This is a genomic window from Brevundimonas sp., from assembly GCF_047617075.1.
In the GTDB taxonomy this organism is placed as follows: domain Bacteria; phylum Pseudomonadota; class Alphaproteobacteria; order Caulobacterales; family Caulobacteraceae; genus Brevundimonas.
On the sequence record NZ_JBLGCI010000003.1, the window covers coordinates 101,433 to 126,973 of the forward strand.

A 25,541-nucleotide genomic window follows, 5' to 3' on the forward strand; every position below is an offset into this window, starting at 1 on the left:
CCCGGCCTAGAACAGATCCCCCTGGTCCGCCTTCGCCGCAGGCTTCGCCTTGCGCGGCGGGGGCGTGGGCGCTCCGTCCACCACCGCCCGGCGGTCGCCGTCGGCGAACACCAGCTGCACCGTCTGCCCCGCCTTCAGCGCCGCCGCTGACCGGACCAGCGCGCCATCCTCGGCGTGGACGCGGGCGAAACCGCGCTTGAGCGGTCCATCGGGGTTGAGGCTCTCGTACAGCCGGCTGATCCGGCCCAGCCGGTCCGCCTCGCGGGGGATGACCCGGCCCAGCGCCCCGGCCATGCGGGCGTCCAGGCTGCTCAGCCGCTCGGCCTGATGCCGGATGGGCCGCATCAGCAGGCCCGGCGTCAGGCGTGAAGCCGCGCGCACCAATTCGCGTTCGTGGATGGCCGCATTGCGGCTCAGGCCCGAGGCCAGACGGCTCGACGCATGGTCCAGCCGCTGCTGCGCCAGGGCGATCAGGTCCTCGGGCCGGGCGGGCAGGCCCCGCGCCGCGGCGCGCAGGCGCGTGCGGCGGTCCTCCAGCACCCGCGAGCCGCAGCGGAACAGCCGCCGCTCCATGTCCGCCACCGCCGCCTTCAGGTCCGCCAGCACCGGCGTGGCCATCTCGGCCGCCCCTGTGGGCGTCGGTGCGCGCCGGTCCGACACGAAATCGATCAGGGTGGTGTCCGTCTCGTGGCCCACCGCCGAGATGATCGGGATGCCCGCCTCGGCCACCGCGCGGGCCAGGGCCTCGTCGTTGAAGGCCCAGAGATCCTCCACCGATCCGCCGCCGCGCGCCACGATAAGCACGTCCGGGCGCGGGATAGGCCCGTCCGGCGTCATGGCGTCGAAGCCCCGCACCGCCGCCGCCACCTGGGCCGCCGCCGCGTCCCCCTGCACCACGCAGGGCCAGACGATGACCCGGCAGGGCCAGCGCTCGGCGATCCGGTGCAGGATGTCGCGGATCACCGCGCCCGTGGGACTGGTGATCACCCCCACCACCGCCGGAAAGGCCGGGATCGGCCGCTTTCTGGACGGATCGAACAGACCCTCGCCGTGCAGCTTCGCCTTCAGCCGCTCCAGCTGGGCCAGCAGGGCCCCGGCCCCGGCCGGCTCCATGCTGTCGATGACGATCTGGTACGAGGACCGCGCCGGATAGCTGGTGATCTTGCCGGTGACGATGACCTCCAGCCCCGTCTCCGGCTGCACCTGCAGGCCACGCACCACGCCTTTCCACACCACCCCGTCGATGGAGGAGCGGTCGTCCTTCAGGGTCAGATAGACGTGGCCGGACGAGTGGCGGTTCACCTTGGATATCTCGCCGCGCAGCCGCACATGGCCGAACCGCTCCTCGAGCGTCCGCTTCAGGGCGAAGCTGAGCTCGGAGATCGACAGCGGCGGATTGTTGTCGCGGGGATCGGGGGCTGAATCGGCGTCCATGGGTCGATGATAGCGGGCCAGGCGCGGGAACGTCGATGCTGACTGGGCCGTTAGCCCCAGGAACCGAATACGCTGGAGAATTTCATGACTGTACGCTTCGCCCTGTCCACCGTCGCCGCCGTCGCCCTCATGGGGGTCGCCGCCTGCGGAGACGGCCGTGACGACGACGTGGTTCAGGCCACCGACGCCATGACCGCCACCGAACAGACCGCCGAGCCGGTGCTGGACGGCGTGGGCGAACACGTCACGGCCCTGGGCATGAACCGCGAAGAACTCGAGGACGCCGACCTGCTGTCCGCTGACCGCACCGATTTCGGCGATGTTGAAGCGATCATCGTGGACGCCGACAACAACGTCACCGGCTTCGCCATCGATCTGGAAGGCGGCGACCGCGAGGTGGTCATTCCGCTGGAGCAGGTGACCTCCATCGAGATCGGTGACGACAAGGATCTGCAGACCGCCCTGACCGTCGAACAGGTCACGGCCCTGCCCGAGTGGGATCGCGAGACCATGCGCAGCCCCGCGCCCAACATGGCCGGCACGTCCGGCACGGGCATGTAAACCCTGTCTGCGCCTTGACCGGTCACGCGTGGCCGGTCATGTCGCGGGCATGAAAGTCCTTCTCGTCGGATCGGGCGGTCGCGAACACGCCCTGGCCTGGAAAATCCGCCAGTCGCCTCTGGTGACGTCGCTGGTCATCGCGCCGGGCAATCCGGGCATGGAGCGGCTGGGCGAGCTCGCGCCGGTCAAGGCTGACGACGCCGAGGGTCTGGCCGCCCTGGCCCGCGAGATGCGCGCCGATCTGGTGATCGTCGGACCTGAGATGGCGCTGGCCGCCGGACTGGCCGACCGGCTGGCGGCGGCGAGCATTCCCTGCTTCGGGCCCACCGCCAAGGCCGCGCAGCTGGAAACCTCCAAGGCCTTCGCCAAGGATTTCCTGGAACGGCACGCCATCCCCACGGCGGGGTATGGAGTCTATGAGACTCTGGCCGACGCCCGACAGGCGCTGGACGTCTTCCAGCCCCCCTATGTCATCAAGGCCGACGGTCTGGCGGCCGGAAAGGGCGTGGCCATCAGCCCGGACCGCCGCGACGCGGAGGCCGAAATCGAGCGCATGCTGGGCGGCCGCTTCGGCGCCGCCGGCGCCCGCGTGGTCATCGAGGAGTTCATGGACGGCGAGGAGGGGTCGCTGTTCGCCCTGTGCGACGGAACCCGCGCCGTGCTGCTGGGCGGCGCCCAGGATCACAAGCGCGCCTTTGACGGCGACTTGGGCCCCAACACCGGCGGCATGGGCGCCTATTCCCCCGCCCCCGTCTTTACCCCCGACTTCGTGCAGCAGGCCGATGAGCGTGTGGTCCAGCCCACCATGGCGGGCATGGCGGCCGAGGGCGCCCCCTATCGCGGGGTGCTGTACGCCGGTCTCATGGCCACGGCGGACGGCCCCAAGGTGGTGGAGTTCAACGCCCGCTTCGGCGATCCGGAATGCCAGGTGCTGATGATGCGTCTGGCCGGGGACATCGTGCCCCATCTGCTGGCCTGCGCCAGGGGGGATGTGTCCAAACTGCCGCCGCTGGATTTCCGGCCCGAGACAGTGATCTGCGTGGTCATGGCGGCCAAGGGCTATCCCGACAGTCCCCTGACCGGCTCGGTCATCCGGGGCGCCGAACAGGATTTCGGTCCGGACGTGCAGGTCTTCCACGCCGGCACCGCCCGCAACAAGGACGGCGCACTGGTCGCTTCAGGCGGCCGGGTGCTGAACGTCTGCGCGCGCGGCGCCGATATCGCCCAGGCCCGCGAGCGCGCCTACGCCGCCATCCGCAAGATCGACTGGCCCGGCGGCTTCCACCGCTCCGACATCGGCTGGCGCGCGCTGGAGCGGGACGGCGGCTGACGATTCGGCGGTCTCGTGGTAGAGATCGGTCATGACCGAGGTGCAACCCATCTTTGACGAAGACGAGGACGACCTCTTCGCCATACCGGATGAAGCTGCCGACGAAGCCAAGATTCGTCGTGCCCTCGCAGACCACGCAGCCGGACGCGTGATCAGCAATGAAGCAGTCATGCGCTGGGTGGAATCCTGGAGCACCGACAATCCGCTGCCAAAACCCAAGTGCGGCGAGTAGTCTGGTCGCCCGACGCGGCGTCCGATCTGGACGAACTGTGCCGCTACATCGCGGACTTCAATCCAGCTGCGGCCATACGCTTCTCAATTCGTCTGCGCGCTGCGGCTGACAGTCTGTCGGAATTTGCAGAGCTTGGGCGACCCGGTCCTCTGGATACTCGCGAGCTCGCCGTCGTGAAACCGTATCTGGTCCGCTACGCTGTTGTCGGCGATGAGGTCCTGGTCATCTCCATCCGCCACGGAGCCAGACGCCCTAAACCTTAAACCCCAAGCCCTAAGCCAGCGCGAACAGCAGCCGGCCCTCGCCCATGCGGTCGCGCACGGCCTGCAGATCGGCGTGGGCCAGCGAGAAACAGCCGTACGACCGGCCCAGCTTGCCTTCACGGGCCAGGAATTCCGGCTCGGCGTAGTCGGCGCCGTGGACGATGATGGCCCGTTCGCGCGCGGCGGAGTTGGAGTACTCCAGCCCATCGAGCAGCACGTTCGGCCCCTGCTGCGGCCCCCAGTTCGGCCCGGCCGTCACGAAGGATCCCACCGACGACATGTGGGAATCCATCACATTGGAGAACTGCTGCGCATAACCGGAATGGGACGGGTCCGAGCCGCGCCCGTGGCTGGTGCGGAACGCCTGCACCCCGCCGGACTCCAGATCGACCTCGTAAAGCCGCGTCTCGCCCGAGAAGCGCGTGAAATCCACCAGATACATGCGGTCCCGAGACGGGATGCGGCGGTGGTGAATGTCCAGGGCCGCCATGGCCCGGCTCATCAGTTCCGGCCGCACCTGTCCGGTGGGATCCAGCGGCGGGCGGACCTGCACCGTCTGGATGGGCCGGGGCGCCAGATCGACAGCCGGCAGCATGACCTGCTGCACCGGCGCGGCGCCTGTGGAGGCGCAGCCGGACAGCGCCATGGTCCCGCCGACGGCGAGACCGCCCGTGATCAGTCCACGTCTGGATAGCCGCATGCGACGCCTCTGGATGCGGTTTGAACCCCTTGGACCGATTTGTTCCATGATCGTTCGCGCTCCTGCAAGCGTGACCTTGGCGAAAAGTTCGGGCCGCCTATGATGCCGCGGTCCGGATCACCTGACCGGCGACAGTGAGGGGAAAGTATGATGATGCGGTTCATGGGCGCCCTGGCGCTGGCGGCGACGATCGCCTTTCCGGCGCTGGCCCAGACAGAGCAAGGAACTGACGCGGCTGAAACGGCTGTGACCTACGTTCACGCGGGCCGCCTTCTGGCCGATCCCTCCACCGGTCGCGTCACCGAGACTCAAACGATCGTGATCGCGAACGGCCGCGTGCGCGAAATCCGCGAGGGTTTCGTGGGCGAGGGCGATGTGGTGGATCTGTCCGACCGCTTCGTCCTGCCCGGCCTGATCGACAGCCATGTGCACCTGACCGGCCAGCAGAGCCCCACATCGCGTCTGGACGAGATGACCCAGTCCGATGCGGACCAGGCCATGGTCGGCGCCGGCCACGCGCGCCGCACCCTGATGGCCGGCTTCACCACCGTGGCCGATCTGGGCGCGGCCAATCAGGCCATCTTCGCCCTGCGGGGCGCCGTGCAGCGCGGTGACGTGGTGGGCCCGCGCATCATCGCCTCAGGCTCATCGGTGGCGATCCACGGCGGGCACGGCGACATCAACGGCTACCGCGACGACATCATGCATCTGCTGTCGTCGGAGAGCATCTGCTCGGGCCCCGACGACTGCATGCGCGCGGTGCGCACCCAGGTCCGCGCCGGCGCCGACATCATCAAGATCACCGCCACGGGGGGCGTGCTGTCCAACACCGCCGCCGGCCTGGCCCAGCAGTTCACCGAGGCCGAACTGGCCGCCATCGTCGAGGCCGCCCACCGCATGGGGCGCCGGGTCACCGCCCACGCCCACGGCGGGGACGGGGTCAACGCCTTCCTGCGCGCCGGGGGCGATTCCATCGAGCACGGCACCTATCTGGACGACGAATCCATCCGCCTGTTTCGGGAGAACGACGCCTGGCTGGTGCCGACCTTGCTGGCCGGTGACTTCGTGGCCCGCATCGCCTCGGGGCCGGACAATTTCTTCACTCCGAACCAGACGGCCAAGGCGCTTCAAGCCGGTCCGCAGATGCTGGACATGGCCCGGCGCGCCCACGAGGGCGGGGTGCGCATCGCCTTCGGCACCGATTCCGGAGTCTCGGCCCACGGCGACAACGCCCAGGAGTTCGCCCTTCTGGTGCGCGCGGGCCTGACCCCGCTGGAGGCTGTCCAGACCGCCACGGTCAACGCGGCCGAGCACTTCGGCCTCGAGGGCGAGATCGGCCGCCTTGCGCCCGGCATGGCGGCGGACATGATCGCGGTGGAGGGCGACCCCCTGAGCGACGTCACCGAGCTGGAGCGCGTCCGCTTCGTCATGCGCGCGGGCGCCGTGCACCGGCAGGACTGACCGGACGGATCAGACGCCGAACAGCCACCAGATGGCCGCGCAGGTGGCCGCGCCGACGATGACCATCATGGGCACGCCGATCTTCAGGAAGTCGGCGAAGCGATAGTCCCCCGCCGCATAGACCAGGGTGTTGGTCTGATAGCCGATGGGCGTGGCGAAGCTGGCCGAGGCGGCGAACATCACCGCCACCAACAGCGGCCGCGCGTCGATGCCCATCTGCTGGGCCAGACCGATGGCGATGGGCGTCATGATCACCGCCACGGCGTTGTTGGTCACCATCTCGGTCAGGACGGTGGTCAGGAAATACAGACAGATCAGCACCACCAGAGGCGAGGCGTCCACCAGCAGGGGCGTGGCCCAGCCCACGATCAGGTCCACGCTCCCGGCATTCTGCAGGCCGATGCCGATGGCCAGCATGGCGAAGATCAGCACCAGCACATCCCCGTCGATGGCGCCCCAGGCGTCCTCCGGATCGATGCAGCGGGTCACCAGAATCACCGCCACGGCGATGATGGCGGCCCCGGCGATGGGGATGATCCCCAGGGCGGCGGCCAGCACGGTCCCCGCCAGCGCCGCGATGGCGATGGGCGCCTTGGCGCGGCGGAAGGGCTGCTTCTGGGTCTCTCCCACCCCGATCAGGGTGCGATTCTCGCGCAGGTCCGGCATGGTCTCCGGCGGCGCGGCGATCAGCAGGGTGTCCGCCGCCCGCACGCGGGCGCCGCTCAGGTCCGGGCCGGGCAGGTGGTGCGGCCGCGACACGCCCAGAACGCGCAGCTTCAACCGCGACAGCAGCGGGATTTCCGAAAGCCGCCGGCCGATGCCCGGATGGGTGGGGGCGATGGTGGCCTCGATGAAGGTGATCTCGTCGTCCTCGACGTCGGGATTCTCCTCACCCTCCTTGCGGGTCAGGACGATGCCGCCGGTGCGGCCGTTCATGCCGACGGTGAAGCCCGGCGCCCGGGCCAGGGCCTGGATTTCATGGGCCGGCGCGGACAACAGGATGCGGTCACCCTGCATCAGGGCCTGATCATCCAGATCCTTGCGCAGGATGCGGCCGTCACGCTTCAGGCCCACCACCTTGGTTTCGGACCGCTTCAGCAGCTTGATCTCGCCCAGCTTGCGGCCGATCCGGTCGCTGCCGTCGCGCACCAGAAGCTCGGTCAGGAATATGTGCGCCTCGGTTTCACCGTCGTCCGTGTCATCCCGTTTCGGCAGCAGGAACGGCCCCAGCACCGCCAGGGTCAGCACACCGCTCAGCACCGTGACCAGCCCCACGCCGGTGATCTCGAAGATGCCGAAGGGCTCCATGCCCATGTCGCGCGCCACGCCGTCCACCAGCAGATTGGTGGAGGTGCCGATCAGGGTCAGGGTCCCCGACATGATCGACACATAGGACAAGGGAATCAGCAGTCGCGTCGAGGCGATGGACAGGGCCTTGGCCAGTTTTCGGATCACCGGGATCAGAATGATCACCACCGGGGTGTTGTTCATGAAGGCGGGCGCGGTCAGGGCCCCGCCGAACACGCCGGCCGCGGTCAGGCGCGGCCGCTCCTGCGCGCCCCGCGTCACCAGCCCAAGCACGGCTTCGATTGCCCCGGTCCGCACCAGGGCGCCCGACAGGATGAACATGGCGGCGATGGTCACCGGCGCCGGATTCCCCAGCACCGACAGGGCCGAGGTCAGCGGCAGGAATCCCGCCAGCATCATGACCGCGACCCCGCCCACGGCGATCACCGTCGGCGGCAGCCGTTCGCTGATGAAGGCCGCGAAAAGCCCGACCAGAAACGCCAGGCCGATCCAGGCGCTGTACGCGTCGATGAATGTGGTGATGGTGTCCAAGACTGCCCCTCTGGCCGGAACGATGGCCCCAGCTTCGCAGGAAAGGCGCGGGCGCGCATCCGGTTCCGCGTTGACGCATGTCCCGCGGGCGCCTACCCCCGAGGCATGAACAGCCAGACCCTGCCCCATCCCATCGACGGCCTTTCCGCCGTGGCCGCCGACTATGACGTCCTGCTGTGCGACGTCTGGGGCGTGATCCACAACGGGCGCGAGCATTTCGCCCCGGCGCTGGACGCCCTGATCCGCTTCCGCGAGGGCGGCGGCAAGGTGGTGCTGATCTCCAACGCCCCGCGCCCGTCGCAGGACGTGCTGGCGCAGCTGGACGGCCTGGGCGTGCCCCGCACGGCCTGGGACGCCTTCGTCACCTCGGGCGACGCCACCCGCGCCGAACTGAGCCGCCGCGCCCCCGGCCCCGTCTGGGCGCTGGGACCGGACCGGGACATACCGCTTTATGAAGGGACCGGCGTGGCTGTGGCCGACGGACCGGACGAGGCCGGCTTCATCTGCTGCACCGGCCTTTACGACGATACGACGGAACAGCCGCAGGATTATCGCGAGGCCCTGTCGAAGGCCGCCGCGCGGGATCTGGAGATGGTCTGCGCCAACCCCGACCGGGTGGTGCAGCGCGGCGACCAACTGATCTACTGCGCCGGCTCGCTGGCCGACCTTTACGAAACGCTCGGCGGGCGCGTGACCATGGCCGGCAAGCCGTTCGGCCCCATCTACGATCTGGCCATGAAGGAGGCGGAGCGCCTGCTGGGCGCAAACGCCGACCGATCGCGTGTCCTCTGCGTGGGCGACGGGGTGGTCACCGACGTCATGGGCGCAAACGGCCAGGGGCTGGACTGCCTGTTCGTGGCCGCCGGCATCCACGGCGCCGCGGCGAAGGGCCCCGATGGCCGGGTGGATGCGGAAAAGGCGGGCGAACTGCTCAGGGCCGAAACCACCTATGCCCGCTACACCACGCTGGACCTTGCCTGGTGAGGCTCGCCAAGCGGCGCTTCCGGCGCTAGATCACCCCCATGACTGAGAAAAATATTGTGGGGGCGCACCCCTCCGGCGGCTACATCCTGGACGAACTCACCGTCGGCATGACCGCTGAAAAAACCGTCGAGATGACCGAACAGCGCATCCAGCAGTTCGCCGACGCCTCGGATGACTTCAATCCCGTGCACATGGACGAGGCGTTCGCGTCAAAGACCGCCTATCGCGGCCGCATCGCCCACGGCTTGTTGTCGGCCTCCTTCGGTTCGGCGGTGGTGGGCACCATGCTGCCCGGCGCCGGCGCCATCTATCTGAGCCAGACCCTGTCCTTCGAGCGGCCGGTGCGTATCGGCGATCAGGTCACTGCCCGCGTCACCGTGGCCGCCGTGGATATGGAATCGGCCCGCGTCACCCTGAAGACAGAGGGCTACATCGGCGATCAGTTCATCATGGGCGGCGAGGCCATCGTCCGCGTTCCGCGCCGTCGCCGTCCGGCGAAGGGCTGACTTGCCGGTCCGCCTGATCACCGACTGGCGAGATTTGCCCGCCGGCGACCGGGGCGCGGCGGTGGCCGTGGGCGCCTTCGACGGAGTCCACCGGGGCCATCAGGCGGTGATCGCCGAGGCGAAGGCGACGGCCGACCGGCTGAACGCCCCGCTGGGCGTGGTCAGCTTCGACCCTCACCCGCGCCGCTTCTTCCAGCCCGAGGCCGCGCCCTTCCGCCTGATGACGCCGGACCAGATGGTCCGCGCGCTCGAACCGCTGGGCGTGGACCGGCTCTATCTGCTGCCCTTCGACGCCGAGATGGCGGGCATGAGCGACCGGGACTTCGCCGATCAGGTGCTGCATCAGGGTCTCGGGATCGTCCACGCGGCGGTGGGCTTCGACTTCACCTTCGGCAAGGGCCGCTCCGGCTCGCCACAGGCGCTGGCGGACTATGGCCGCGAAATGGGTTTCACGGTTTCGGCCGCCGAACGGGTGGACGACGCGGACGGGCTCAAGCTGTCGTCCAGCGCGGTGCGCGAGGCCCTCAAGGCCGGGGACATGGACCGCGCCGCCGCCATTCTCGGGCGCCCCTTCGCCATCCAGGCCGAGGTGATCCACGGCGACAAGCGCGGCCGCGAAATGGGCGTGCCCACGGCCAACATGGCGCTGGGCGACTATATGCGTCCGGCCTACGGGGTCTATGCGACCCGCACCCGTCTGCCGGACGGACGGGTGGTGGATGGCGTGTCCAGCCTCGGCGTACGCCCCATGTTCCGCACCGAGGAGCCGATGCTGGAGGCCTGGCTGTTCGATTTCGACGGCGACCTCTACGGCCAGACGCTGGAGACCGAGCTGATCGCCTTCCTGCGCCCCGAGCTGACCTTCGACGGTCTGGACGCCCTCAAGGCCCAGATCGACGCGGACGCCAAGGCGGCGCGGAAAGTCCTAGGCTGACGAGCGCCCCATCAGCGCCAGAACCCCGCCCTCATCCTCGAACCGCGCCCTGACCGGCCAGGCCGTGACGCGATCGCGCCATTCGGGCGGCAGGCGGACCCAGTCCTTTTCGGTGGTCACCAGCCCCGCGCCCTGATCCGCCGCCCGCGCCGCCAGCGCCTTCAGGTCGCCCTCGGCGAAGGCCGCATGGTCGGGGAAGGCGGCGAAGTCGATCAGGTCGCACCCGGCGGCGGTCAGGGCCCGCTCCACCTTCCACGGTTTGGCGATGCCGGCGAAGCCCAGCTGCGGCCCAGGCGGCGGCGGCGCGGCGGCCTCCAGCCGGGCGATGAACACTGGCTTGTCTTTGAATAACTTCAACAACTTCGGATCCGCGGCCGGTAGGTCGGCGGGCAACAGCACCACCACCGCATCGGCCCGCGCCAGCCCGGCCCCCAGCGGCTCGCGCATGGGTCCGGCGGGAAACACCGCCCCGTCGCCGAAGGGCCACTCGTCGCCCCGCGTCTCGCCGTCCACCACGATCAGGGACAGGGTCTTCCTCAGGCTCGGGTTCTGGTGGCCGTCGTCCATGACCACGGCCGCCGCCCCGGCCGCCGCCGCCGCTCGGGCGCCCGCCGGGCGGTCCTTCGCCACCCACACCGGGGCCACACTGGACAGCAAAAGCGGCTCGTCGCCCACATCCCCGGCGGCGTGCTGGGCAGGGTCCACCTGCACCGGCCCCGCCAGCCGCCCGCCATAGCCCCGCGTCAGCCCGTGGGCCTCCAAACCCTTGTCCCGCAACAGCCGCAGCACCTCGCGCGCCACCGGCGTCTTGCCCGAGCCGCCCACGGTCAGGTTGCCCACCGAGATCACGGGGACGCCCGCATCGACCGGAACAGTCCGCGCCATGCGCCGCGCCGTCGCCCCGGCCCACAGCCATGACAGGGGCTTCAACAGGGCGCGCGCCACCGGCGACGGCGCGCCCTCGCGCACATACCACCAGCGCGGGGTGTTCAACTTCATCGGGTCCTCCCAGCGGGCAGCAGGGGCGCCAGATGGCTCCACAACCGGTCCAGCCCGGCGTCCGCAGCCTGGGCCGCGCGGCGGGCGCGCTCGCCCACGGCCCGCGCCTTGACCGGATCGGCCAGCAGGGGCGCGGCGGCCGGGGCCAGTTGCTCGATCCGCTCCACCCGGATCAGCCCGCCCGCCCGCTCCAGATCGGCCGCCACGTCGGGCCAGTTGGCCATGTCCGGCCCGCAGAGCGTCGCCTTGCCCAGCCGCGCGGGCTCCAGCGGATTGTGCCCGCCCACGCCCGCGTGGCCGATCACCGGCCCGAACGATCCGCCCATGATCACCACGTCGGCCAGAGCCAGGAACAGACCCATCTCGCCCAGGGTGTCGGCCAGATAGATCGCCGTATCAGCCTCGATCCCCTGCCCCGCCGAGCGCACGGCGACGGCGCGGCCCTCGGCGCGCAGTGTCTGCGTCAGCCCCGCGCCCCGCTCGGGATGGCGCGGCATCAGGATCAGGAACGGCGGCTCCTCCAGCGCGTCCAGCGCCTTGGCGATGGCCCGCTCCTCGCCCGGGTGGGTGCTGGCCGCCAGCACCACGGAACGGTCGCCGATGGCGGCGCTAAGCAGGTCAAACGCGCCCTTGTCGTGGCCCAGCGGTCCGCCGGCCAGCTTCAGATTGGCCCGGCCCTGCACGCGCCCGCCCAGCGCCTCGATCCGCGCCGCCGACGCGTCGTCCTGGGGCAGGATCAGGTCGAAGACGGACAGCAGCGTCCGCGCCGCGCCCCGCATGCGGCTCCATCCCTGCGCCGTTTTCTCGGTGATGCGCGCGCTGATCAGGGCCAGCTTCACGCCCCGCTCATGCGCCGCCCCGATCAGATTGGGCCACAGTTCGCTTTCAATCAGCACACCCAGCGCAGGGCGCCAGTGGTTCAGGAAGCGGGCCGTCGCCAGCGGCCCGTCGACCGGCGCATACTGATGAATGACGCCTGTCGGCAAACGCTCAGCCAGAATGCGCGCCGAGGTCACGGTGCCCGAGGTGACCAGAACCGCCACGTCGGGCCTCTCGACCCTCAGTCGTTCGATCACCGGCAGCAGCGACAGGCTCTCACCCACGCTGACCCCATGCAGCCACACCAGCGGTCCGGACGGACGCGGGATCGACGGACGGCCCAGCCGTTCATTGAGCCGCGTCGCGTCCTCCTTGCCCCGGCGTGCGCGGGCCGCCAGCAGGCGCGGCGCCAGCGGCTCGACCCAGCCGGTGACGGCGCCGTAGACCTTGAGGGACAGGGGCGCGCCCATGCTCACGCCACCAGGGCGTCGGCGCGGGCCTCGACGGCGGTCAGGCGCCGGGTCCACTCGTCGATCACGGTCGACGGGTCGACGTCACGTCCGATCTCAACCCGGTCCCACACGATGGCGCCCCGCCCGAACGGCAGCGGCAGCATCGCCTTGTCCCAGCTGTTGAGCCGGATGGCCGGTCGGCACGACAGGCTTAGCAGCAGCACCGGCGCCCCGGACATGCGGGCCATGACCGCAAGGCCCTCCCCCATCTGGCGGGCGGGGCCGCGCGGTCCATCCGGCGTCAGGGTCACCGCCCCGCCGGACTTCAGCCACTTCAGGGCGTCGCGCAGAGCCTGGGAGCCGCCCTTGGCTTTCTGCGGGTTCTCCTTCTTCTGGGACGATCCGCGGATGGCGGGAAAGCCCAGCCGCGCCACCGCGTCGGCGATGAACTGGCCGTCCGGCGACAGGGAGATGAGCGCGCGGATCGGCTGGCCCCGATCATGGTCCCAGGCGGCGGGCGCCAGGCCGATGCGGGAATGCCAGAAGGCGATGATGGCCGGCCCGCCCTCGGCCCAGACGGCCTCGACCAGCTCGTGGTTCTCGTGGCGCCAGCGGATGGTGGCGAAGCACAGCCGCATCCAGCCCGCCATCAGGCGGCTGAGCGTCGCCTGAACGACAGGAATGCGGATCGGCCTCACGACGTCGCCTCGTGTGGCGAGGCGTCCAGCGATTGCTGTTTCGCCAGCCGGGCGTACAGCCCCTGGCGCCCCGCCAGTTCGGCATGGGTTCCTTTTTCGACCACCCGGCCCGCCTCGATCACATAGATGCGGTCCGCATTCTGAACCGTGGACAGCCGGTGGGCGATCATCAGGGTGGCGCGCCCCTCCATCAGCCGCTCCAGCGCGGCCTGAACCAGCGCTTCGCTTTCGGTGTCGAGGGCGCTGGTGGCCTCGTCCAGCAACAGGATGGGCGCGTCCTTCAGGAAGGCCCGGGCGATGGCGATGCGCTGGCGCTGGCCGCCGGACAGGCGCACCCCCGCCTCGCCCGCGCGCGTGCCGTAGCCATCGGGCAAGGCGGAAATGAACTCGTGCGCCGCCGCCGCCTTCGCCGCCGCCTCGATGTCCTCCTGCGAGGCGTCGGGCCGGCTGTAGGCGATGTTGAAGGCGATGGTCTCGTCGAACAGAAACGGCTCCTGGGTCACCAGGGCGATGCGGTCGCGCAGGGCCTTCAGCGACAGGTCGCGTATGTCCACGTCGTTGATCGTCACGGCCCCGCCGGTGACGTCATAGAACCGGGGCAGAAGGCTCAGGATCGTGCTCTTGCCGCCGCCGGACGGCCCGACCAGCGCCACCGTCTCGCCGGGCCGCACCCGGATGTCCACGTCGCTCAGCGTGGGGGCCGCATCGGAATAGGCGAAGCTGACGCCTTCGAAGCGAACCTCGCAGGGCCCCTCCCGCAGGTCGACGGGCTCGGCCGCCTCGCGAATCTCCGGCTGGATGTCCAGGGCGTCGAAAAGGCGCCGGGCCGCCGTCAGGCCCTCGGCCAGCATGGTCTGCAGATTGGTGATGTGGCGCAGGGACTGGGCCGCCGCCAGCAATATGCCGATGAAGGCGGTGAACTCGCCCACGTTCATCTCGCCCTGCTGGGAGCGCCAGCCCGCATAGGCCAGAACCGCCGCCACCACGAACATGGCCACCATCTCGCTGGTGGGGCCCGAGAACGCCTTGGCGTTGGCGCCCTTGATGACGAACCGCTGACGCCGGGCGATGACCTCGCCGACCCGGGCGTCCTCCACATCCTCGCGATTCTCGATCTTGACCAGCCGCACCCCGTCCAGATTCTCCATCAGGGCGGTGGACAGCACCGTGGTTTCGGCCATGGCCCCGACGGCGGCCTTGCGCGCCTTCTTGGAAAAGCGCCGCAGCACCAGGTTCACCGCCGGCATGCCGCACAGGACGACCACGGCCAGAACCGGATCGATCCAGACCATGGAGATGATCAGGGCGACCAGGGTCAGGGCATGCTGGGTGTAGTTCACCGTGCCCACGGTGAAGGCCTCGCGCACCAGATTGGCGTCGAACAGCACAGAGGAGACGAAGCCGCCCGAATGCTGGGCGCGCAGGCGGGCCAGATCGGCGCGGATCATGCGGGCGAACAGCTGGCCCTGAATCTCGCCCACCACCCCGTGGCCCATGCGGTTGACCAGATTGGCCTGGCCGATGGCGGCGGCGGCGCGGATCACCCCGACCCCGGCGATGGACGCCGGGATCATCCACAGGGCGTTGGGGTCCTGATCCACGAACAGGCCGTTCACCGCCGGCTCAAGCAGGCGGAGAATCAGCGCCGTGGTGCCGGCGGTGACCGCCGCGCACAGCATGGCCAGGGCCAGGCGGCCCTTTCGATCCGACAGATAGTCGCGCCAGATGCGCGCCAGCAGAGGGCGCAGCGGCTGCCTTTCTTCGGGCGGGGTGACGGTCATGGCTTCCGCTCCGACGTCAGGGTGGCGAAGTCAAGGCGCGGGCGCGTCAGCCCCACGGTCCGCCATGCGACGGACCGCCGCCCCGACGGTCCGTCTCGCTCTGGGCGCGCCGGCGCTCGGCCCATTCCCGGAACCAGCGCGTGGCCTGACGATCCCGCCGCCAGACCACGATCCAGAAGGCGAGCAGGGTCAGAAGCGAGATGAGGCCGAACAGTTGCTGGCCGTCGAGGGTCTGTCCGAACAGGGTCATGGCGCGACCTTACGCCTTCGCCGGGGCCTCGTCGCCTCTCGGATCGATCATCCGGTGGGCGTGCAGGATGAAATAGCGCATGTGGGCGTTGTCCACGGTCTGCTGGGCCTTGGCCTTCCACGCCTTGCGGGCTTCCTCGTAGTTGGGGAAGGCGCCGACGAAGTCGACCTGCGACAGGTCGCGGAACGCGGTCCCGTTCAGATCGCGCAGTTCACCGCCGAAGACGATGTGCAGCAGCTGGTTGTTCTCGATTTCCTGAGGCATGGCTTATCCGTCCGTTGAATGGCGGCTGTTGTTGGCCAGCGGAATAGGCTGACAGCGTCGGATTATCAACGGATGCAGGGCCGCAGCGGCGCAGACGAGGCTGGCCTGACGCGGATCGGGCCGGTTGAACCGCCATGGATGGCCGTGATGATCGCTGACCATGGCGCCCGCCTCCGCCGCGATCAGGGCCCCGGCGGCCACGTCCCAATCCCACTTGGGCGTCAGGGCCAGGGCGGCGTCGAAGGCTCCGGACGCCACCAGCGCCATGCGGTAGGCCAGCGAGTTGCGGTTCTCCACCCGCATGGGCGGCCACGGCTCGGGCCATTTCGGGCTTTCCAGCAGGCCGGCGCCAGTCAGGATGGAAGCGTTCTTCAGCACCGATGTCTGCGATGCGGCGATCGGTCGCCCGTTCAGCCGGGCCCCGCCGCCCTCCGCCGCCTCGAAGGTCTCGTTCAGATCCGGCGCGTGAATCACAGCCGCCACGGGCCGGCCGTCCTCAATGATGGCCAGCGCCACACTCCACCACGGCTTGTTCTTCATGAAGGCCACGGTCCCGTCGATGGGATCGACCACCATGACGCGCCGCCGCGACAGCCTGTCCGGATTGTCGGTGGTTTCCTCGGACAGCCAGCCGTGGTCGGGCCGGGCCGCCGTCAGGTGATCGCGCAACCAGCCGTCCACCGCCACATCCGCGTCGGTCACGGGCGAGCCGCCGGGCTTGGACTGAATGTTCAGCCCCTGGGCCCGATGCCGGACCGCCATGGCGCCGGCCTCGATCGCCGCCGCCCTAAGCAGATCCAGATCGGCGGCCAGGCTCATTTTCCGGCGATGGCCACGCCGTCGATAAGCAGGGACGGACTGTTGAACGAGCCCCGGAACTCCAGATCGGAGCCCACGACGATGCGTCCGGCCAGAGCCAGCAGATTGCCGGCCACGGTGATTTCGCTGACGGGATGGGTCATTTTTCCGTTTTCGAACCAGAAGCCCGACACCCCCGCGGACCAGTCGCCGGTGTTGGGGTTCAGCGACGGGCCGAACATGGAGGTGACCAGAAGGCCGGTTCCGGCGTCGCTCATCAGTCCCGCCAGATCCCGCTGGCCGGGCTCCACATGCAGGTTGTGCCCCGACACGCCCGGCGGTCCCGCCAGGCCGCGCGAGGCGTGGCCGGTGCTCTGCAGGCCCAGCTGGGCGGCCGAGGCGGTGTTCAGCAGCCAGCCGTTGATCACGCCCGCCGAGATCAGCTCGCGCCGCTCCACCGCCACGCCCTCGTCGTCGAAGGGCGTGGACCCCAGCCCGCGCGGCCGGAACGGATCATCGATCAGGGTCACGGCGCCGGACAGCACCTTCTGGCCCAAACGGTCCTTCAGGAACGACACCCCGCGCGCCACCGACGGCCCGGACATGGCCTGAATCACAGGGGAGATAAGCTGGGTCGCCAGCCGGTTCTCGAAGATCACCGGGGCGGTGGTGGAGGCGATCTTTCGCGCGCCCAGCCGGGCGGTGGCGCGCTTTCCCGCCACGGCGCCGATGGCCTCGGCGCCCGGCAGGTCCGACAGGTGGCGCACGGCCCGGTGCTCGCTGCCCCGCTCCTTGGCGCCGTTCAGAGCGGCGATGACGCCAACACCCAGCGAAAAGGCGCTTTCGCGGTGGGCGCCGTCGAAACCATGGGAGGTGACCAGCCGCCAGTCCCCGGCCGACCAGCTGGCGGATCCGCCCTCGGAAATGGATACGCCGGGAACGGCGCGGGCGGCGTCCTCGGCATTGCGCGCCGCGGCTTCCAGCGCCTCGGCCGAGGGCTCGCTCGGATCGTACATGTCCAGATCCCGGAACGGACCGCGCGCCAGTTGATCCTCAGGCGCCAGTCCGGCGTAGGGATCCTCGGGGGCCAGACGCGCCATGGCCACGGCGCGCTCAACCAGCCGCGCCTTCGTGCCGGGCGACAGGTCGGACGCAGACACCGTCGCCTGACGACGGCCCACGAACACCCGCAGCCCCAGATCGCGGGACTCCTCGCGCTCCACCTCTTCCAGTTCGCCGTTGCGCACCCCCAGAGACAGGGCGCGCCGGTCCGCATGAACGGCCTCGGCCGCGTCGGCGCCGGCCTTCAGCGCCGCCTTGACGAGATCATGCAACAGGTCGGCGGTGGGGGATTGGGAAGCGTCAGCCATGCCCCGATATGGCCGGTCGCCCGCCGCGCCGCAACCGGCTGTGCTTGGAGCCTGATTCACGGCATCGGCGGAATCGCGAAGCGATTCCACCTAACCGATCAGGCTCTAGGGAACCGCGAAGGCGATCAGCACCACCGCCAGAACCAGCAGCGACACATAGGTCAGCATCATGCCCGCGACCCTGGCGCGCGTGGCGCCCACCGAGCGGGACAGGCCGAAGGCGTGAATGATCCGGCCCAGCATGAAGGTCGCCCCCACCAGGTGGATCAGCCACGGCGCCGCGCTGACCATGGCCATGAGGGCCAGCCCCGCCATGGCCGCCGGCGCATATTCCGCCGCGTTGCCGAAGGCGCGCGAGGCGCCCATCAGTTCCGGCGCCTCGCCGTCGCCATAGCCGATCCTCAGGCGCCGGCGCTGGCGCACCACCAGGCCCGACAGGGTGATCAGCAGCAGGATCAGCAGGCCGCACCAAAGGGCGGCGGCGCGGGCGGAGTCCGGAACGGCGGTGGTGAACAGGTCCATCAACGGACCTCCCTTGCGATGGGGTACAGGCGATAGCGGTCGTCGTAGAAGGGCGTCCGCTCATAGAACCAGGCCAGCCGCGCGTCGCCGTCGGCGGCGAATTCCGCGTCCTCGGCCAGCCGAGCCTCGAAGGCGGCGCGAAGCTCGGCATCCGCCTCCAGCATGCGCTCGGCCAGCGGCGCGATGGCGTAGGCCTCGATATATTCCACCCGGTTGAGGATTTCGGGGAACATGCCCCAGGCGAAGAAGCTCTCGGACGACTGGGGCTCCAGCGCCAGCACCACCAGATCGCCCAGCGGCTGTTCGGTGGGCACGCGCACCGAACCGGTCGGGAAGGTCCAGTCGCGGTCCTCGGTCGTGACCGTCTGCACCGTGATCGGCACATGACCCTCGCTGGTGCGGCCCGACACGCGCGGGTCCTCCAGACGCAGCATCTGGACCGGAACCGTGCGCGGCGCGTCCAACACCTCCATCTGAACCCCGTGTAGACGCAGGCGCTCGATGACGTCGGCCCGGTACGACGGCACCCAGTAGGCCTCGGGCCGTGCCAAGGTCAGGGTCGGGCGCGAGCCGTAGAACGGCATCATCCACGGCTCGGGGTCCGGCTGGCCCAGCCACCGGATTTCCGACCGCCCGGACGCCGGGCTCTCGTAGGTTTCATAGCGAATGCCCAGGAATTCACGGGTGTAGATGGGCTCTTCCGTAGGCACGAAATTGGCCAGAATTTCCGTCGGCCGCAGGGCCCGGTCCTGCTGCACCGCAACGCGCAGATCATCGCCTCGCTCGGCCAGCAGGCGCATGGCGGTCTCCAGGAATACATAGGTTCCCAGCACCCGCTGCTCGTGGGGCTTCAGGCTGTGGTTCTCGATCAGGATGGTGGGCACGTGGGCCGCCGATCCCCAGCCGTTGGAGAACCGCTCGCCCAGCCCGCCGTCCGACAGGCCCGCGCGCGGGTTGCTGTCATCGACGCCGAAGACCAGTTCGCCGGGGATGTGCCCCTGCGCCGCCAGGGCGTCGTTCATGGCTGGCTTGAAGGCGTCGTCCAGCCACTGGGCCGTCGCGGGCGAACGGCTCCAGACCCCGTTCTCGCCGTTGTAGCCGTAGGTGACGTCGTACTGATAATCCATGCCGTCGGTGACGTGGATGTCCACGTACAGGTCCGGCCGGTAGCGCTGGATCAGGCCCATGACCGCGCGCATCTCGGCCTGGTCCAGCTTCACGAAGTCGCGGTTCAGGTTCTGGTTGGTGGCGGTATGACGCCAGCCTTGGATGCGCGGTCCGCGCTGGTTGGGCCGGGAATGGGCGCTGGTCCGCTCATGGCCATCCACGCTCAGGATCGGGATCAGGATCAGGTTGACCCGGTCCAGCAGATCGTCGCGACCGTACATGGCGATGTCGCGCAGCAGCATCATGCCCGCGTCCTTGCCGTCGATCTCGCCCGGATGGATGCCCGCCTGGGCCAGCAGCACCGGCTTGGCCGGATCGAATTCCGCGCCGTCTTTCGAGGCGATCACCGCATAGATGGGCCGCCCCTCCGGCGAGGTTCCGAACTGCTCGATGCGGATCAGGTCGGAAGCGGCGTCCAGCCGGTCGAACCAGGCGCGGGTGTCGGCATAGGTCGGGCTGAAATCCCGCTCGGGGTCCGCCTCGAACGGCGTGACCCACGGGTCCGACGCTTCGCGCAGCAGGGATCGGCTGGCGCCGTCCCATTCGGGCGCGGGCGGCAGAAAATCCTGGTCCCAAGGCGCGGCGTTAGGAACCGAAGGCGACTGTGACATGGCGGGACTCGCAAGCAGAAGGGAAACGGCGCAGAGCCAGACGATCGGTTGCATGGGGCGCTCTCAAGGCTCCGGCGACGCGCCGGACGATGCAGCCTTCTAACCCCTCAAGCCGGGAATGTCAGACCGCGTCGGCGTCCTTCTCGACCGTATCGACCGGCTCGGCGGGCATGCCCGCCCGCGCCTTGTCGCACAGCTTTTTCAGCGCGGAGGTGATGGTGGAGCCGTACAGCTGGCCCTGGACGTCGGAATAGCCCTCGGAACTCAGCCGTCGCTTGATCTCCCCCACATTGGCGAATTCGCCGCTTTCGGCGAGTTGATAGGCGCGTTCGACGGTGGTGAGACGATAGTTCATGCCCTTCACATAGTGACGCTTGGCCAAAATGCGAGGGGCGTGACCGCGAGAGACGTGCTCAAGCCTCGGTGGAAACGTCCTGACCGTCCCCGGACGCAATGCTTGAGCCGACCCCCAGGTACCGGGCGTCAAGCCAGCGCAGCGGCGTGAAGACGTCATGGGCGAGGCGCCCCACGCCACTGTCAGGATAGACGACGTGGGTCACCACGCCTTGTTCCGCCCGATCGCCGTGCACGATTCGCCAGGTGAAATAGGCGCCGAACCAGACAACCAGCAGGAAAATGAGCGGCCCGGCGATTGTCAGGCCGCCCCGGTGCGGCTCGCTGCTGCGGCGCCCTACTTCCATATGGGCGCGCCGTCGCCGGGCAGACCCAGCCGGTCCCACATCTCGCTGACCCGCTCCACGACGTCCGCTTCCATGCGGATTTCCTCGCCCCATTCGCGCTTCGTCTCGGGCGGCAGCTTGTCGGTGGCGTCCAGACCGATCTTGGAGCCCAGGCCGCTCTCGGGGCTGGCGAAGTCCAGATAGTCGATGGGGGTGTTCTCGATCAGGGTGATGTCGCGGGCCGGATCCATCTTGGTGGAGACCGCCCACATGACGTCCTTCCAGTCCCGCGCGTCGATGTCGTCGTCCACCACGATGACCCATTTGGTGTACATGAACTGGCGCAGGAAGCTCCACACGCCCAGCATCACCCGCTTGGCGTGGCCCGGATAGGCCTTCTTCATGCTGACCACGGCGATGCGGTAGCTGCACCCTTCGGGCGGCAGCCAGAAGTCGGTGATTTCGGGGAACTGGGCCTGCAACAGGGGGATGAACACCTCGTTCAGCGCCTCGCCCAGCACCGAGGGTTCGTCCGGGGGGCGCCCGGTGAAGGTGGTCAGATAGATGGGATCGCGGCGCATGGTGATCGCCGTCACCTGAAACACCGGGAACGTCTCCACCGAGTTGTAATAGCCGGTGTGGTCGCCGTAGGGGCCTTCCTCGGCGTGCTCGTCCAGCAGCACATGGCCTTCCAGAACGATCTCGGCCTGGGCCGGGACCATCAGGGGCACGGTCTTGCAGGGAACCAGCTCGGCCTTGGCGCCGCGCATCAGCCCGGCGAACTGATATTCGCTGAGGGTGTCCGGCACCGGCGTCACCGCCGCCAGGATGGTGCCCGGATCAGCGCCAAGCACCACGGCGGCGGGCAGGGGCTCGCGCTTTCCGGCCTTGCGGTGCCGGGCGTAATGCTGGGCCCCGCCCCGGTGGGCCAGCCAGCGCATGATGGCCTTGTCCTTGCCCAGCACCTGCATGCGGTAGATGCCCAGATTGAAATCGTCCTCGGCCGCGTCGGACGGGCCTTTGGTGACGACGAGGCCCCAGGTGATCAGGGGCGCGGGCTCGCCGGGCCAGCAGGTCTGGATGGGCAGGCTTGTCAGGTCGATGTCGTCGCCCGTCAGCACCACCTCATGCACCGGGGCCTTCTTCACCGTCTTCGGCCGCATGCCCATGACGGTGCGCGCCAGCGGCAGCATCTCCATGGCGTCGGACAGGCCGCGGGGCGGGGTGGGGTTTTTCAGGAACGCCAGCAGCTCGCCCACCTCGCGCAGCTCGGCGGCGGTGGTGCGCTGTTTTTTCTCCAGCGTGACGCCCATGGCCACCCGCTTCACCGTGCCGAACAGATTGACCAGACAGGGGATCGGGCTGACCGAACCGTCGGGCATCAAAGGCTTTTCGAAGATCACCGCCGGGCCGCCGTTGCGCAGCAGCCGGGTCTGGATCTCGGTCATCTCCAGGACGGTGGACACGGGCTCGGAGACCCGGACCAGCTCGCCCTGGGCTTCCAGCATGTCGATGAAATCGCGCAGGGACTTGTAGGCCATGGTTCGCTCCGGAAGATGCGAACGGCTTAAGCGCCCCGGCGCATCATGTCACGATGAGCGTCAGGCAAATCATGAGGCCGAGCACAATGCCGGCCACGGCTCCGCTGCGCATGGCCTGGCCATCCCGGGCGCCGTCTCGCCAGCCCGCAAGAAAGCCTCGCACGAACAGATCACGACGCCACCGCATCAATAGGCCCGCGTGTCCGACACCAGCGCCCAGACCGGCAGGCGCAGATGCCGGGTGGCCACCGCCAACTGGACCGAATCCAGGTGCGCCCGCCCGGCCTCCACCAGACGCATTTCTTCGGGCGGGATATGCAGGGCCTGCGCCATGGCCTCAAGATTCACCCCGCGCTGGTCGCGCCAGCGTCTCAGCCGGGCGCCGATGGCCGCGTCGGCCGGATCGGCCCCGGGAAATCCCAGGACGGAGCCCATGGTCGAACCTCCCTGCGGTTCCTCTTATTGTTGAGAGGTATCCTGATCCCATTCAAAGGCCGGATCAATCCAGTCGCCGATTCGCCCGCCCGGATGGGCCAGGGCGTGAATGCGGGCCATCTCGTCGGCGGTCAGTTCGAAATCGAAGATATCCAGATTCTCGGCCGCCCGCTTTTCGCTGGCGGTCTTGGGGATGGCGATGACGCCCTGCTGGATGATCCAGCGCAGGGTCACCTGCCCGGGCATCTTGCCGTGAGCCTTGCCGATTTCGGCGATGACCGCGTCGTCGGCGATCTTGCCCTGGGCCAGGGGCGACCAGGCGGTGATGGACGAGCCCAGATCGCGGGCCGTCTCGATCAGGGTCTTCTGGGACAGATAGGGGTGATACTCGACCTGATTGGTGACCAGCGGCGCCTCGGACAGGGCGGCGGCCTCGCGGAACAGGGCCGAGGGGAAGTTGGACAGGCCGATGTTCTTCGCGAACCCGCACGAGCGCGCGTCGTTCAGGGCCTTGATGGTCTCTTCCAGCGACGGCTCTGGCTTGGGCCAGTGCAGCAGCAGCAGGTCCGGGACCTGGCCAAGGCGCTCCGCGCTTTCCTCGGCCTGACGCTGCAGGTCGCCGTCATGGAAATTGGTCACCCAGATCTTGGTGGTCAGAAACACATCGTCCCGGGCCACGCCCGAATCGCCGATGCCCAGACCCACGCCCTCCTCGTTCTTGTAGATGAAGGCCGTGTCCACGTGGCGGTAACCGATGCGCAAAGCCTCCGCCACCATGCGCCGGGCGTCCGCCGGCTCCAGCTGATAGGTGCCGAAGCCTAGGGCGGGAATCTCGATGTCGGTGGTCCTGATCGTCTTCATGTCGATGCTCCGGGGGTTGCTCAAACCTGCAGTTAGGCGCCGCCGGAACGGGGCGAAAGGCGCGCAGTGGGTGGAATCATTCCCGTAGCGGGGGTAATTTGGCCTTCGGGAACATTCTTGACCCCCTGACCGCTTTACAAGCGCGGCGGCGGACGCCAAGACACTGTCCGAAACGCTTTCAAGTTCGCCCACGCGTCTCCCTTTCGCGCGGGCCCGACCGGAGATACCTGCGTATGGCGGCCAAGATCAAACAACAGGGCGGCAAGGTTGAAGAGCTGAACTCGGACATGAACGTGACGCCGTTCGTGGACGTCATGCTCGTGCTGCTGATCATCTTCATGGTGGCCGCGCCCTTGGCGACCGTGTCCATCCGTCTGGACCTCCCGCCCGCTTCGCCGCCGCCTCCGGGCGAGGAGCTCAAGGAGCCGGTTTACATCTCGATCCAGGACGACACCTCGCTTTACGTCGTTGAGCAGGAAACCACCCTCGAGCAACTAATTCCGACCCTGAACGCCGCCCTGGCCGTGCCGAACCCGCGCGAGGAGCGCGTCTTCGTCCGCGCCAACCCCGACGTGATGTACGAGCGCTTCATGGAAGTCATGAACACCCTGCAGGAAAACGGCTACTACAAGGTCGGCCTGCTGAATGAAGACATCGAATAGGGCGCGCCCATTCGCTGACATGACAAGGGCCGCGTCCACGGACGCGGCCCTTTTTGTTTGCCGACCGATGAGCCGTCAGTTCTTGGCGGCGGTCTGGCGACGCATCTGCTCGAGGCGTTCGTGCTGGGCCTCGGTCATGCAGCGCGGGGCGGCCCAGCGCTCGCCGGCGCTGGACGCGGCCAGGGCTTCCTCGGCGGTCACGAACACCGGCTGCTGTCCGTATTCACGCTCGAAGGCCGATCGGGTGGCCTCGTCATTGGCGCAGATATAGGCGACCCGCTCCACCTGAGGCTCAGGCCGTGGCGCGCGATCTTCCTGCGCTGATGCTGCAGAAGCGGTTGAAACAACGGCGAAAATCGCCGCAACAATGGGTATGGGCTTGCGCATGACGCATCTCCTCCAAGCCCCGAATTCGTTCCGGGTTCAGAACAGACTGCGCCGATTTCACCGGCTGTAAAGAGTGCGTGCGGTGAATGTTTTATGACAGCTTGTCATATTTTGTGTGAAATATTCGATTTCACATTAGCTAATATAGCTAAATGCCAAGCGCAGGCCCGAACGCCAGCACCGTGGCTACGGCTCCGACCGCCACGGCGACAACGGCGCCCGCCACAAAGGCCAGGGCCATGCGCGCCCGGCGCCGCCGGAGTCCGCCGGACCGCACCGTCCGGATATAGACGAAGGGCGCTTTCTCGAAAGCTTCGGACTTGACGATGTTGTGCTGGGACATGAACGCGCTCCCCTGACTACCGGACCCGAACAGCGGGTCCCGGCACTCAAGACGGGCGGATTCGGCCATTTAATGGCGAACGGCGCTCGCCAAGCCTTTGTCAGTTCAAGGATTCGCGTGAATCAGCCGCAGTAGACCAGCCGGCCGCTGTAGGCCCGGTAATAGCCCGTCGACGGATTGTAGGAGCGATAGTTCCAGCGGCACCAGTCCACGCGGCGCGGATCGCGACCGCGCGCATGACCATATCCGCCGCCGGGATAGACCAGATCCGGCCGCCCGTAAGCTCCCGGCCAGACGTTGGCCCCGCGCACCGCAGAGGCGTAGGCCTGATAGTCGTACCGGGCGCCGTGGCCATAACCCCGCCCGTAATGGCCATACCCGCCGTGGCTGCGATTGTAGGCATAGCGCGGGCGCTGGTCCCGCCAGCGCTCATGACAATCGGCGCGGTTGGCGTCCCAGTAGGCGTCGCAGCGATAGTCGCCCGGCCGGTCTCGCTGATCCCACCAGGACGGCGCCCGCCGCTCGTGGCCATAGCCTTGATTATAATGTCCATAGTAGCCGGACTGGGCCTCGGCGGGATGCACGGCGAAACTCAACGCCAGCGCGCCGGCGGCGACGGTGATCATGGTTAACGAGCGGGGACGCGACATGTCAGGC

Annotated in this window: 30 protein-coding genes; 9 read left to right on the forward strand and 21 right to left on the reverse strand. The window is 68.7% G+C overall.

From position 1 onward, the window contains the following. Nucleotides 1-6: 6 nt before the first annotated feature. Entirely contained in the window at nt 7-1,434 is a 1,428-nt protein-coding gene (xseA, locus tag ACI8U3_RS04030; RefSeq protein ID WP_415013579.1) for an exodeoxyribonuclease VII large subunit, read from the reverse strand. 84 nt (nt 1,435-1,518) lie between these two features. Here xseA and ACI8U3_RS04035 point away from each other — a divergent pair, with 84 nt between their 5' ends. The 4 genes from ACI8U3_RS04035 to ACI8U3_RS04050 are packed head-to-tail and all read left to right on the forward strand — an operon-like array spanning nt 1,519 to nt 3,820. Next, the gene (locus tag ACI8U3_RS04035) at nt 1,519-1,995 is read left to right on the forward strand and encodes a PRC-barrel domain-containing protein (protein WP_415013580.1); all 477 of its coding nucleotides are present in this window, start codon (nt 1,519-1,521) and stop codon (nt 1,993-1,995) included. Nucleotides 1,996-2,044: 49 nt separating this feature from the next. Continuing rightward, a complete protein-coding gene (gene purD, locus ACI8U3_RS04040; protein ID WP_415013581.1) occupies nt 2,045-3,325 on the forward strand; it encodes a phosphoribosylamine--glycine ligase in 1,281 nt (426 codons plus the stop codon). Between the two features lie 31 nt (nt 3,326-3,356). Beyond that, the gene (locus ACI8U3_RS04045; protein ID WP_415013582.1) at nt 3,357-3,557 is read left to right on the forward strand and encodes a CopG family transcriptional regulator; all 201 of its coding nucleotides are present in this window, start codon (nt 3,357-3,359) and stop codon (nt 3,555-3,557) included. Then, nucleotides 3,545-3,820 carry a type II toxin-antitoxin system RelE/ParE family toxin gene (locus tag ACI8U3_RS04050; protein ID WP_415013583.1) on the forward strand — a complete coding sequence of 92 codons (276 nt, stop codon included), beginning with the start codon at nt 3,545-3,547 and terminating at the stop codon, nt 3,818-3,820. Before ACI8U3_RS04045 ends, ACI8U3_RS04050 begins: the two co-directional genes overlap by 13 nt. A gap of 10 nt (nt 3,821-3,830) precedes the next feature. Here the strand turns inward: ACI8U3_RS04050 and ACI8U3_RS04055 are convergent, their stop codons facing one another. Then, entirely contained in the window at nt 3,831-4,520 is a 690-nt protein-coding gene (locus ACI8U3_RS04055) for a murein L,D-transpeptidase catalytic domain-containing protein (RefSeq protein ID WP_415013584.1), read from the reverse strand. Nucleotides 4,521-4,667: 147 nt separating this feature from the next. Here ACI8U3_RS04055 and ACI8U3_RS04060 point away from each other — a divergent pair, with 147 nt between their 5' ends. After that, complete coding sequence (locus ACI8U3_RS04060; protein WP_415013585.1) at nt 4,668-5,981, forward strand: amidohydrolase family protein; 1,314 nt, start codon at nt 4,668-4,670, stop codon at nt 5,979-5,981. A 9-nt stretch (nt 5,982-5,990) separates the two neighbouring features. Here the strand turns inward: ACI8U3_RS04060 and ACI8U3_RS04065 are convergent, their stop codons facing one another. After that, a complete protein-coding gene (locus ACI8U3_RS04065; RefSeq protein WP_415013586.1) occupies nt 5,991-7,820 on the reverse strand; it encodes an SLC13 family permease in 1,830 nt (609 codons plus the stop codon). Between the two features lie 105 nt (nt 7,821-7,925). Here ACI8U3_RS04065 and ACI8U3_RS04070 point away from each other — a divergent pair, with 105 nt between their 5' ends. From ACI8U3_RS04070 to ACI8U3_RS04080, 3 genes are read left to right on the forward strand one after another with little or no spacing between them, the layout of a single operon-like run. After that, on the forward strand, nt 7,926-8,804 hold the full coding sequence (locus ACI8U3_RS04070; protein ID WP_415013587.1) for a TIGR01459 family HAD-type hydrolase: 879 nt from the start codon (nt 7,926-7,928) through the stop codon (nt 8,802-8,804). 53 nt (nt 8,805-8,857) lie between these two features. Further along, complete coding sequence (locus ACI8U3_RS04075; RefSeq protein ID WP_415013781.1) at nt 8,858-9,310, forward strand: MaoC family dehydratase; 453 nt, start codon at nt 8,858-8,860, stop codon at nt 9,308-9,310. Nucleotide 9,311: 1 nt separating this feature from the next. Next, the gene (locus ACI8U3_RS04080; protein WP_415013588.1) at nt 9,312-10,244 is read left to right on the forward strand and encodes a bifunctional riboflavin kinase/FAD synthetase; all 933 of its coding nucleotides are present in this window, start codon (nt 9,312-9,314) and stop codon (nt 10,242-10,244) included. On the opposite strand, the gene lpxK is transcribed toward ACI8U3_RS04080, so the two are convergent. The 15 genes from lpxK to ACI8U3_RS04155 all read right to left on the reverse strand — a co-directional run bounded on the left by lpxK (nt 10,236) and on the right by ACI8U3_RS04155 (nt 23,492). Continuing rightward, nucleotides 10,236-11,243: a tetraacyldisaccharide 4'-kinase gene (lpxK, locus tag ACI8U3_RS04085; RefSeq protein ID WP_415013589.1), complete on the reverse strand. Its 1,008-nt coding sequence runs from the start codon at nt 11,241-11,243 to the stop codon at nt 10,236-10,238. The two genes, ACI8U3_RS04080 and lpxK, sit on opposite strands and share 9 nt — an antisense overlap. Beyond that, nucleotides 11,240-12,532 (reverse strand): 3-deoxy-D-manno-octulosonic acid transferase, encoded by a 1,293-nt coding sequence (locus ACI8U3_RS04090; protein WP_415013590.1) that lies wholly within the window; start codon nt 12,530-12,532, stop codon nt 11,240-11,242. Before ACI8U3_RS04090 ends, lpxK begins: the two co-directional genes overlap by 4 nt. Nucleotides 12,533-12,534: 2 nt before the next feature. After that, a complete protein-coding gene (locus ACI8U3_RS04095; protein ID WP_415013591.1) occupies nt 12,535-13,212 on the reverse strand; it encodes a lysophospholipid acyltransferase family protein in 678 nt (225 codons plus the stop codon). Beyond that, nucleotides 13,209-14,993 carry an ABC transporter ATP-binding protein gene (locus ACI8U3_RS04100; RefSeq protein WP_415013592.1) on the reverse strand — a complete coding sequence of 595 codons (1,785 nt, stop codon included), beginning with the start codon at nt 14,991-14,993 and terminating at the stop codon, nt 13,209-13,211. The genes ACI8U3_RS04095 and ACI8U3_RS04100 overlap by 4 nt, the downstream gene beginning before the upstream one ends. 46 nt (nt 14,994-15,039) lie before the next feature. Continuing rightward, entirely contained in the window at nt 15,040-15,243 is a 204-nt protein-coding gene (locus ACI8U3_RS04105) for a hypothetical protein (protein WP_415013593.1), read from the reverse strand. Nucleotides 15,244-15,252: 9 nt separating this feature from the next. Further along, on the reverse strand, nt 15,253-15,507 hold the full coding sequence (locus ACI8U3_RS04110) for a DUF4170 domain-containing protein (protein ID WP_415013594.1): 255 nt from the start codon (nt 15,505-15,507) through the stop codon (nt 15,253-15,255). Nucleotides 15,508-15,510: 3 nt separating this feature from the next. Next, a complete protein-coding gene (locus ACI8U3_RS04115) occupies nt 15,511-16,326 on the reverse strand; it encodes a 3'(2'),5'-bisphosphate nucleotidase CysQ (protein WP_415013595.1) in 816 nt (271 codons plus the stop codon). Beyond that, complete coding sequence (locus tag ACI8U3_RS04120; RefSeq protein ID WP_415013596.1) at nt 16,323-17,675, reverse strand: TldD/PmbA family protein; 1,353 nt, start codon at nt 17,673-17,675, stop codon at nt 16,323-16,325. Before ACI8U3_RS04120 ends, ACI8U3_RS04115 begins: the two co-directional genes overlap by 4 nt. 105 nt (nt 17,676-17,780) lie before the next feature. Then, nucleotides 17,781-18,197, reverse strand: a complete 417-nt coding sequence (locus tag ACI8U3_RS04125; protein ID WP_415013597.1) for an MAPEG family protein — start codon at nt 18,195-18,197, stop codon at nt 17,781-17,783. Beyond that, nucleotides 18,197-19,975 (reverse strand): M14 family metallopeptidase, encoded by a 1,779-nt coding sequence (locus tag ACI8U3_RS04130; protein ID WP_415013598.1) that lies wholly within the window; start codon nt 19,973-19,975, stop codon nt 18,197-18,199. Before ACI8U3_RS04130 ends, ACI8U3_RS04125 begins: the two co-directional genes overlap by 1 nt. Nucleotides 19,976-20,096: 121 nt before the next feature. After that, nucleotides 20,097-20,330, reverse strand: a complete 234-nt coding sequence (locus ACI8U3_RS04135) for a hypothetical protein (protein WP_415013599.1) — start codon at nt 20,328-20,330, stop codon at nt 20,097-20,099. A gap of 58 nt (nt 20,331-20,388) precedes the next feature. Then, nucleotides 20,389-20,676 carry a hypothetical protein gene (locus ACI8U3_RS04140; RefSeq protein WP_415013600.1) on the reverse strand — a complete coding sequence of 96 codons (288 nt, stop codon included), beginning with the start codon at nt 20,674-20,676 and terminating at the stop codon, nt 20,389-20,391. Continuing rightward, on the reverse strand, nt 20,667-22,196 hold the full coding sequence (locus ACI8U3_RS04145) for a UbiD family decarboxylase (RefSeq protein WP_415013601.1): 1,530 nt from the start codon (nt 22,194-22,196) through the stop codon (nt 20,667-20,669). The genes ACI8U3_RS04140 and ACI8U3_RS04145 overlap by 10 nt, the downstream gene beginning before the upstream one ends. A 186-nt stretch (nt 22,197-22,382) precedes the next feature. Then, nucleotides 22,383-22,631, reverse strand: coding sequence for a helix-turn-helix domain-containing protein (locus ACI8U3_RS04150; protein ID WP_415013602.1), 249 nt, complete (start codon nt 22,629-22,631; stop codon nt 22,383-22,385). 24 nt (nt 22,632-22,655) lie between these two features. After that, nucleotides 22,656-23,492 (reverse strand): aldo/keto reductase, encoded by an 837-nt coding sequence (locus ACI8U3_RS04155; RefSeq protein WP_415013603.1) that lies wholly within the window; start codon nt 23,490-23,492, stop codon nt 22,656-22,658. 233 nt (nt 23,493-23,725) lie between these two features. On the opposite strand from ACI8U3_RS04155, the gene ACI8U3_RS04160 reads away from it, so the two are divergent. Further along, the gene (locus ACI8U3_RS04160; RefSeq protein WP_415013604.1) at nt 23,726-24,154 is read left to right on the forward strand and encodes a biopolymer transporter ExbD; all 429 of its coding nucleotides are present in this window, start codon (nt 23,726-23,728) and stop codon (nt 24,152-24,154) included. Nucleotides 24,155-24,229: 75 nt separating this feature from the next. On the opposite strand, the gene ACI8U3_RS04165 is transcribed toward ACI8U3_RS04160, so the two are convergent. From ACI8U3_RS04165 to ACI8U3_RS04175, 3 genes are all read right to left on the reverse strand, one after another. Next, nucleotides 24,230-24,541, reverse strand: coding sequence for a hypothetical protein (locus ACI8U3_RS04165; RefSeq protein WP_415013605.1), 312 nt, complete (start codon nt 24,539-24,541; stop codon nt 24,230-24,232). 148 nt (nt 24,542-24,689) lie between these two features. Further along, on the reverse strand, nt 24,690-24,884 hold the full coding sequence (locus ACI8U3_RS04170; protein ID WP_415013606.1) for a hypothetical protein: 195 nt from the start codon (nt 24,882-24,884) through the stop codon (nt 24,690-24,692). Nucleotides 24,885-25,006: 122 nt separating this feature from the next. Further along, complete coding sequence (locus tag ACI8U3_RS04175; protein WP_415013607.1) at nt 25,007-25,534, reverse strand: BA14K family protein; 528 nt, start codon at nt 25,532-25,534, stop codon at nt 25,007-25,009. Between the last annotated feature and the right edge of the window lie 7 nt (nt 25,535-25,541).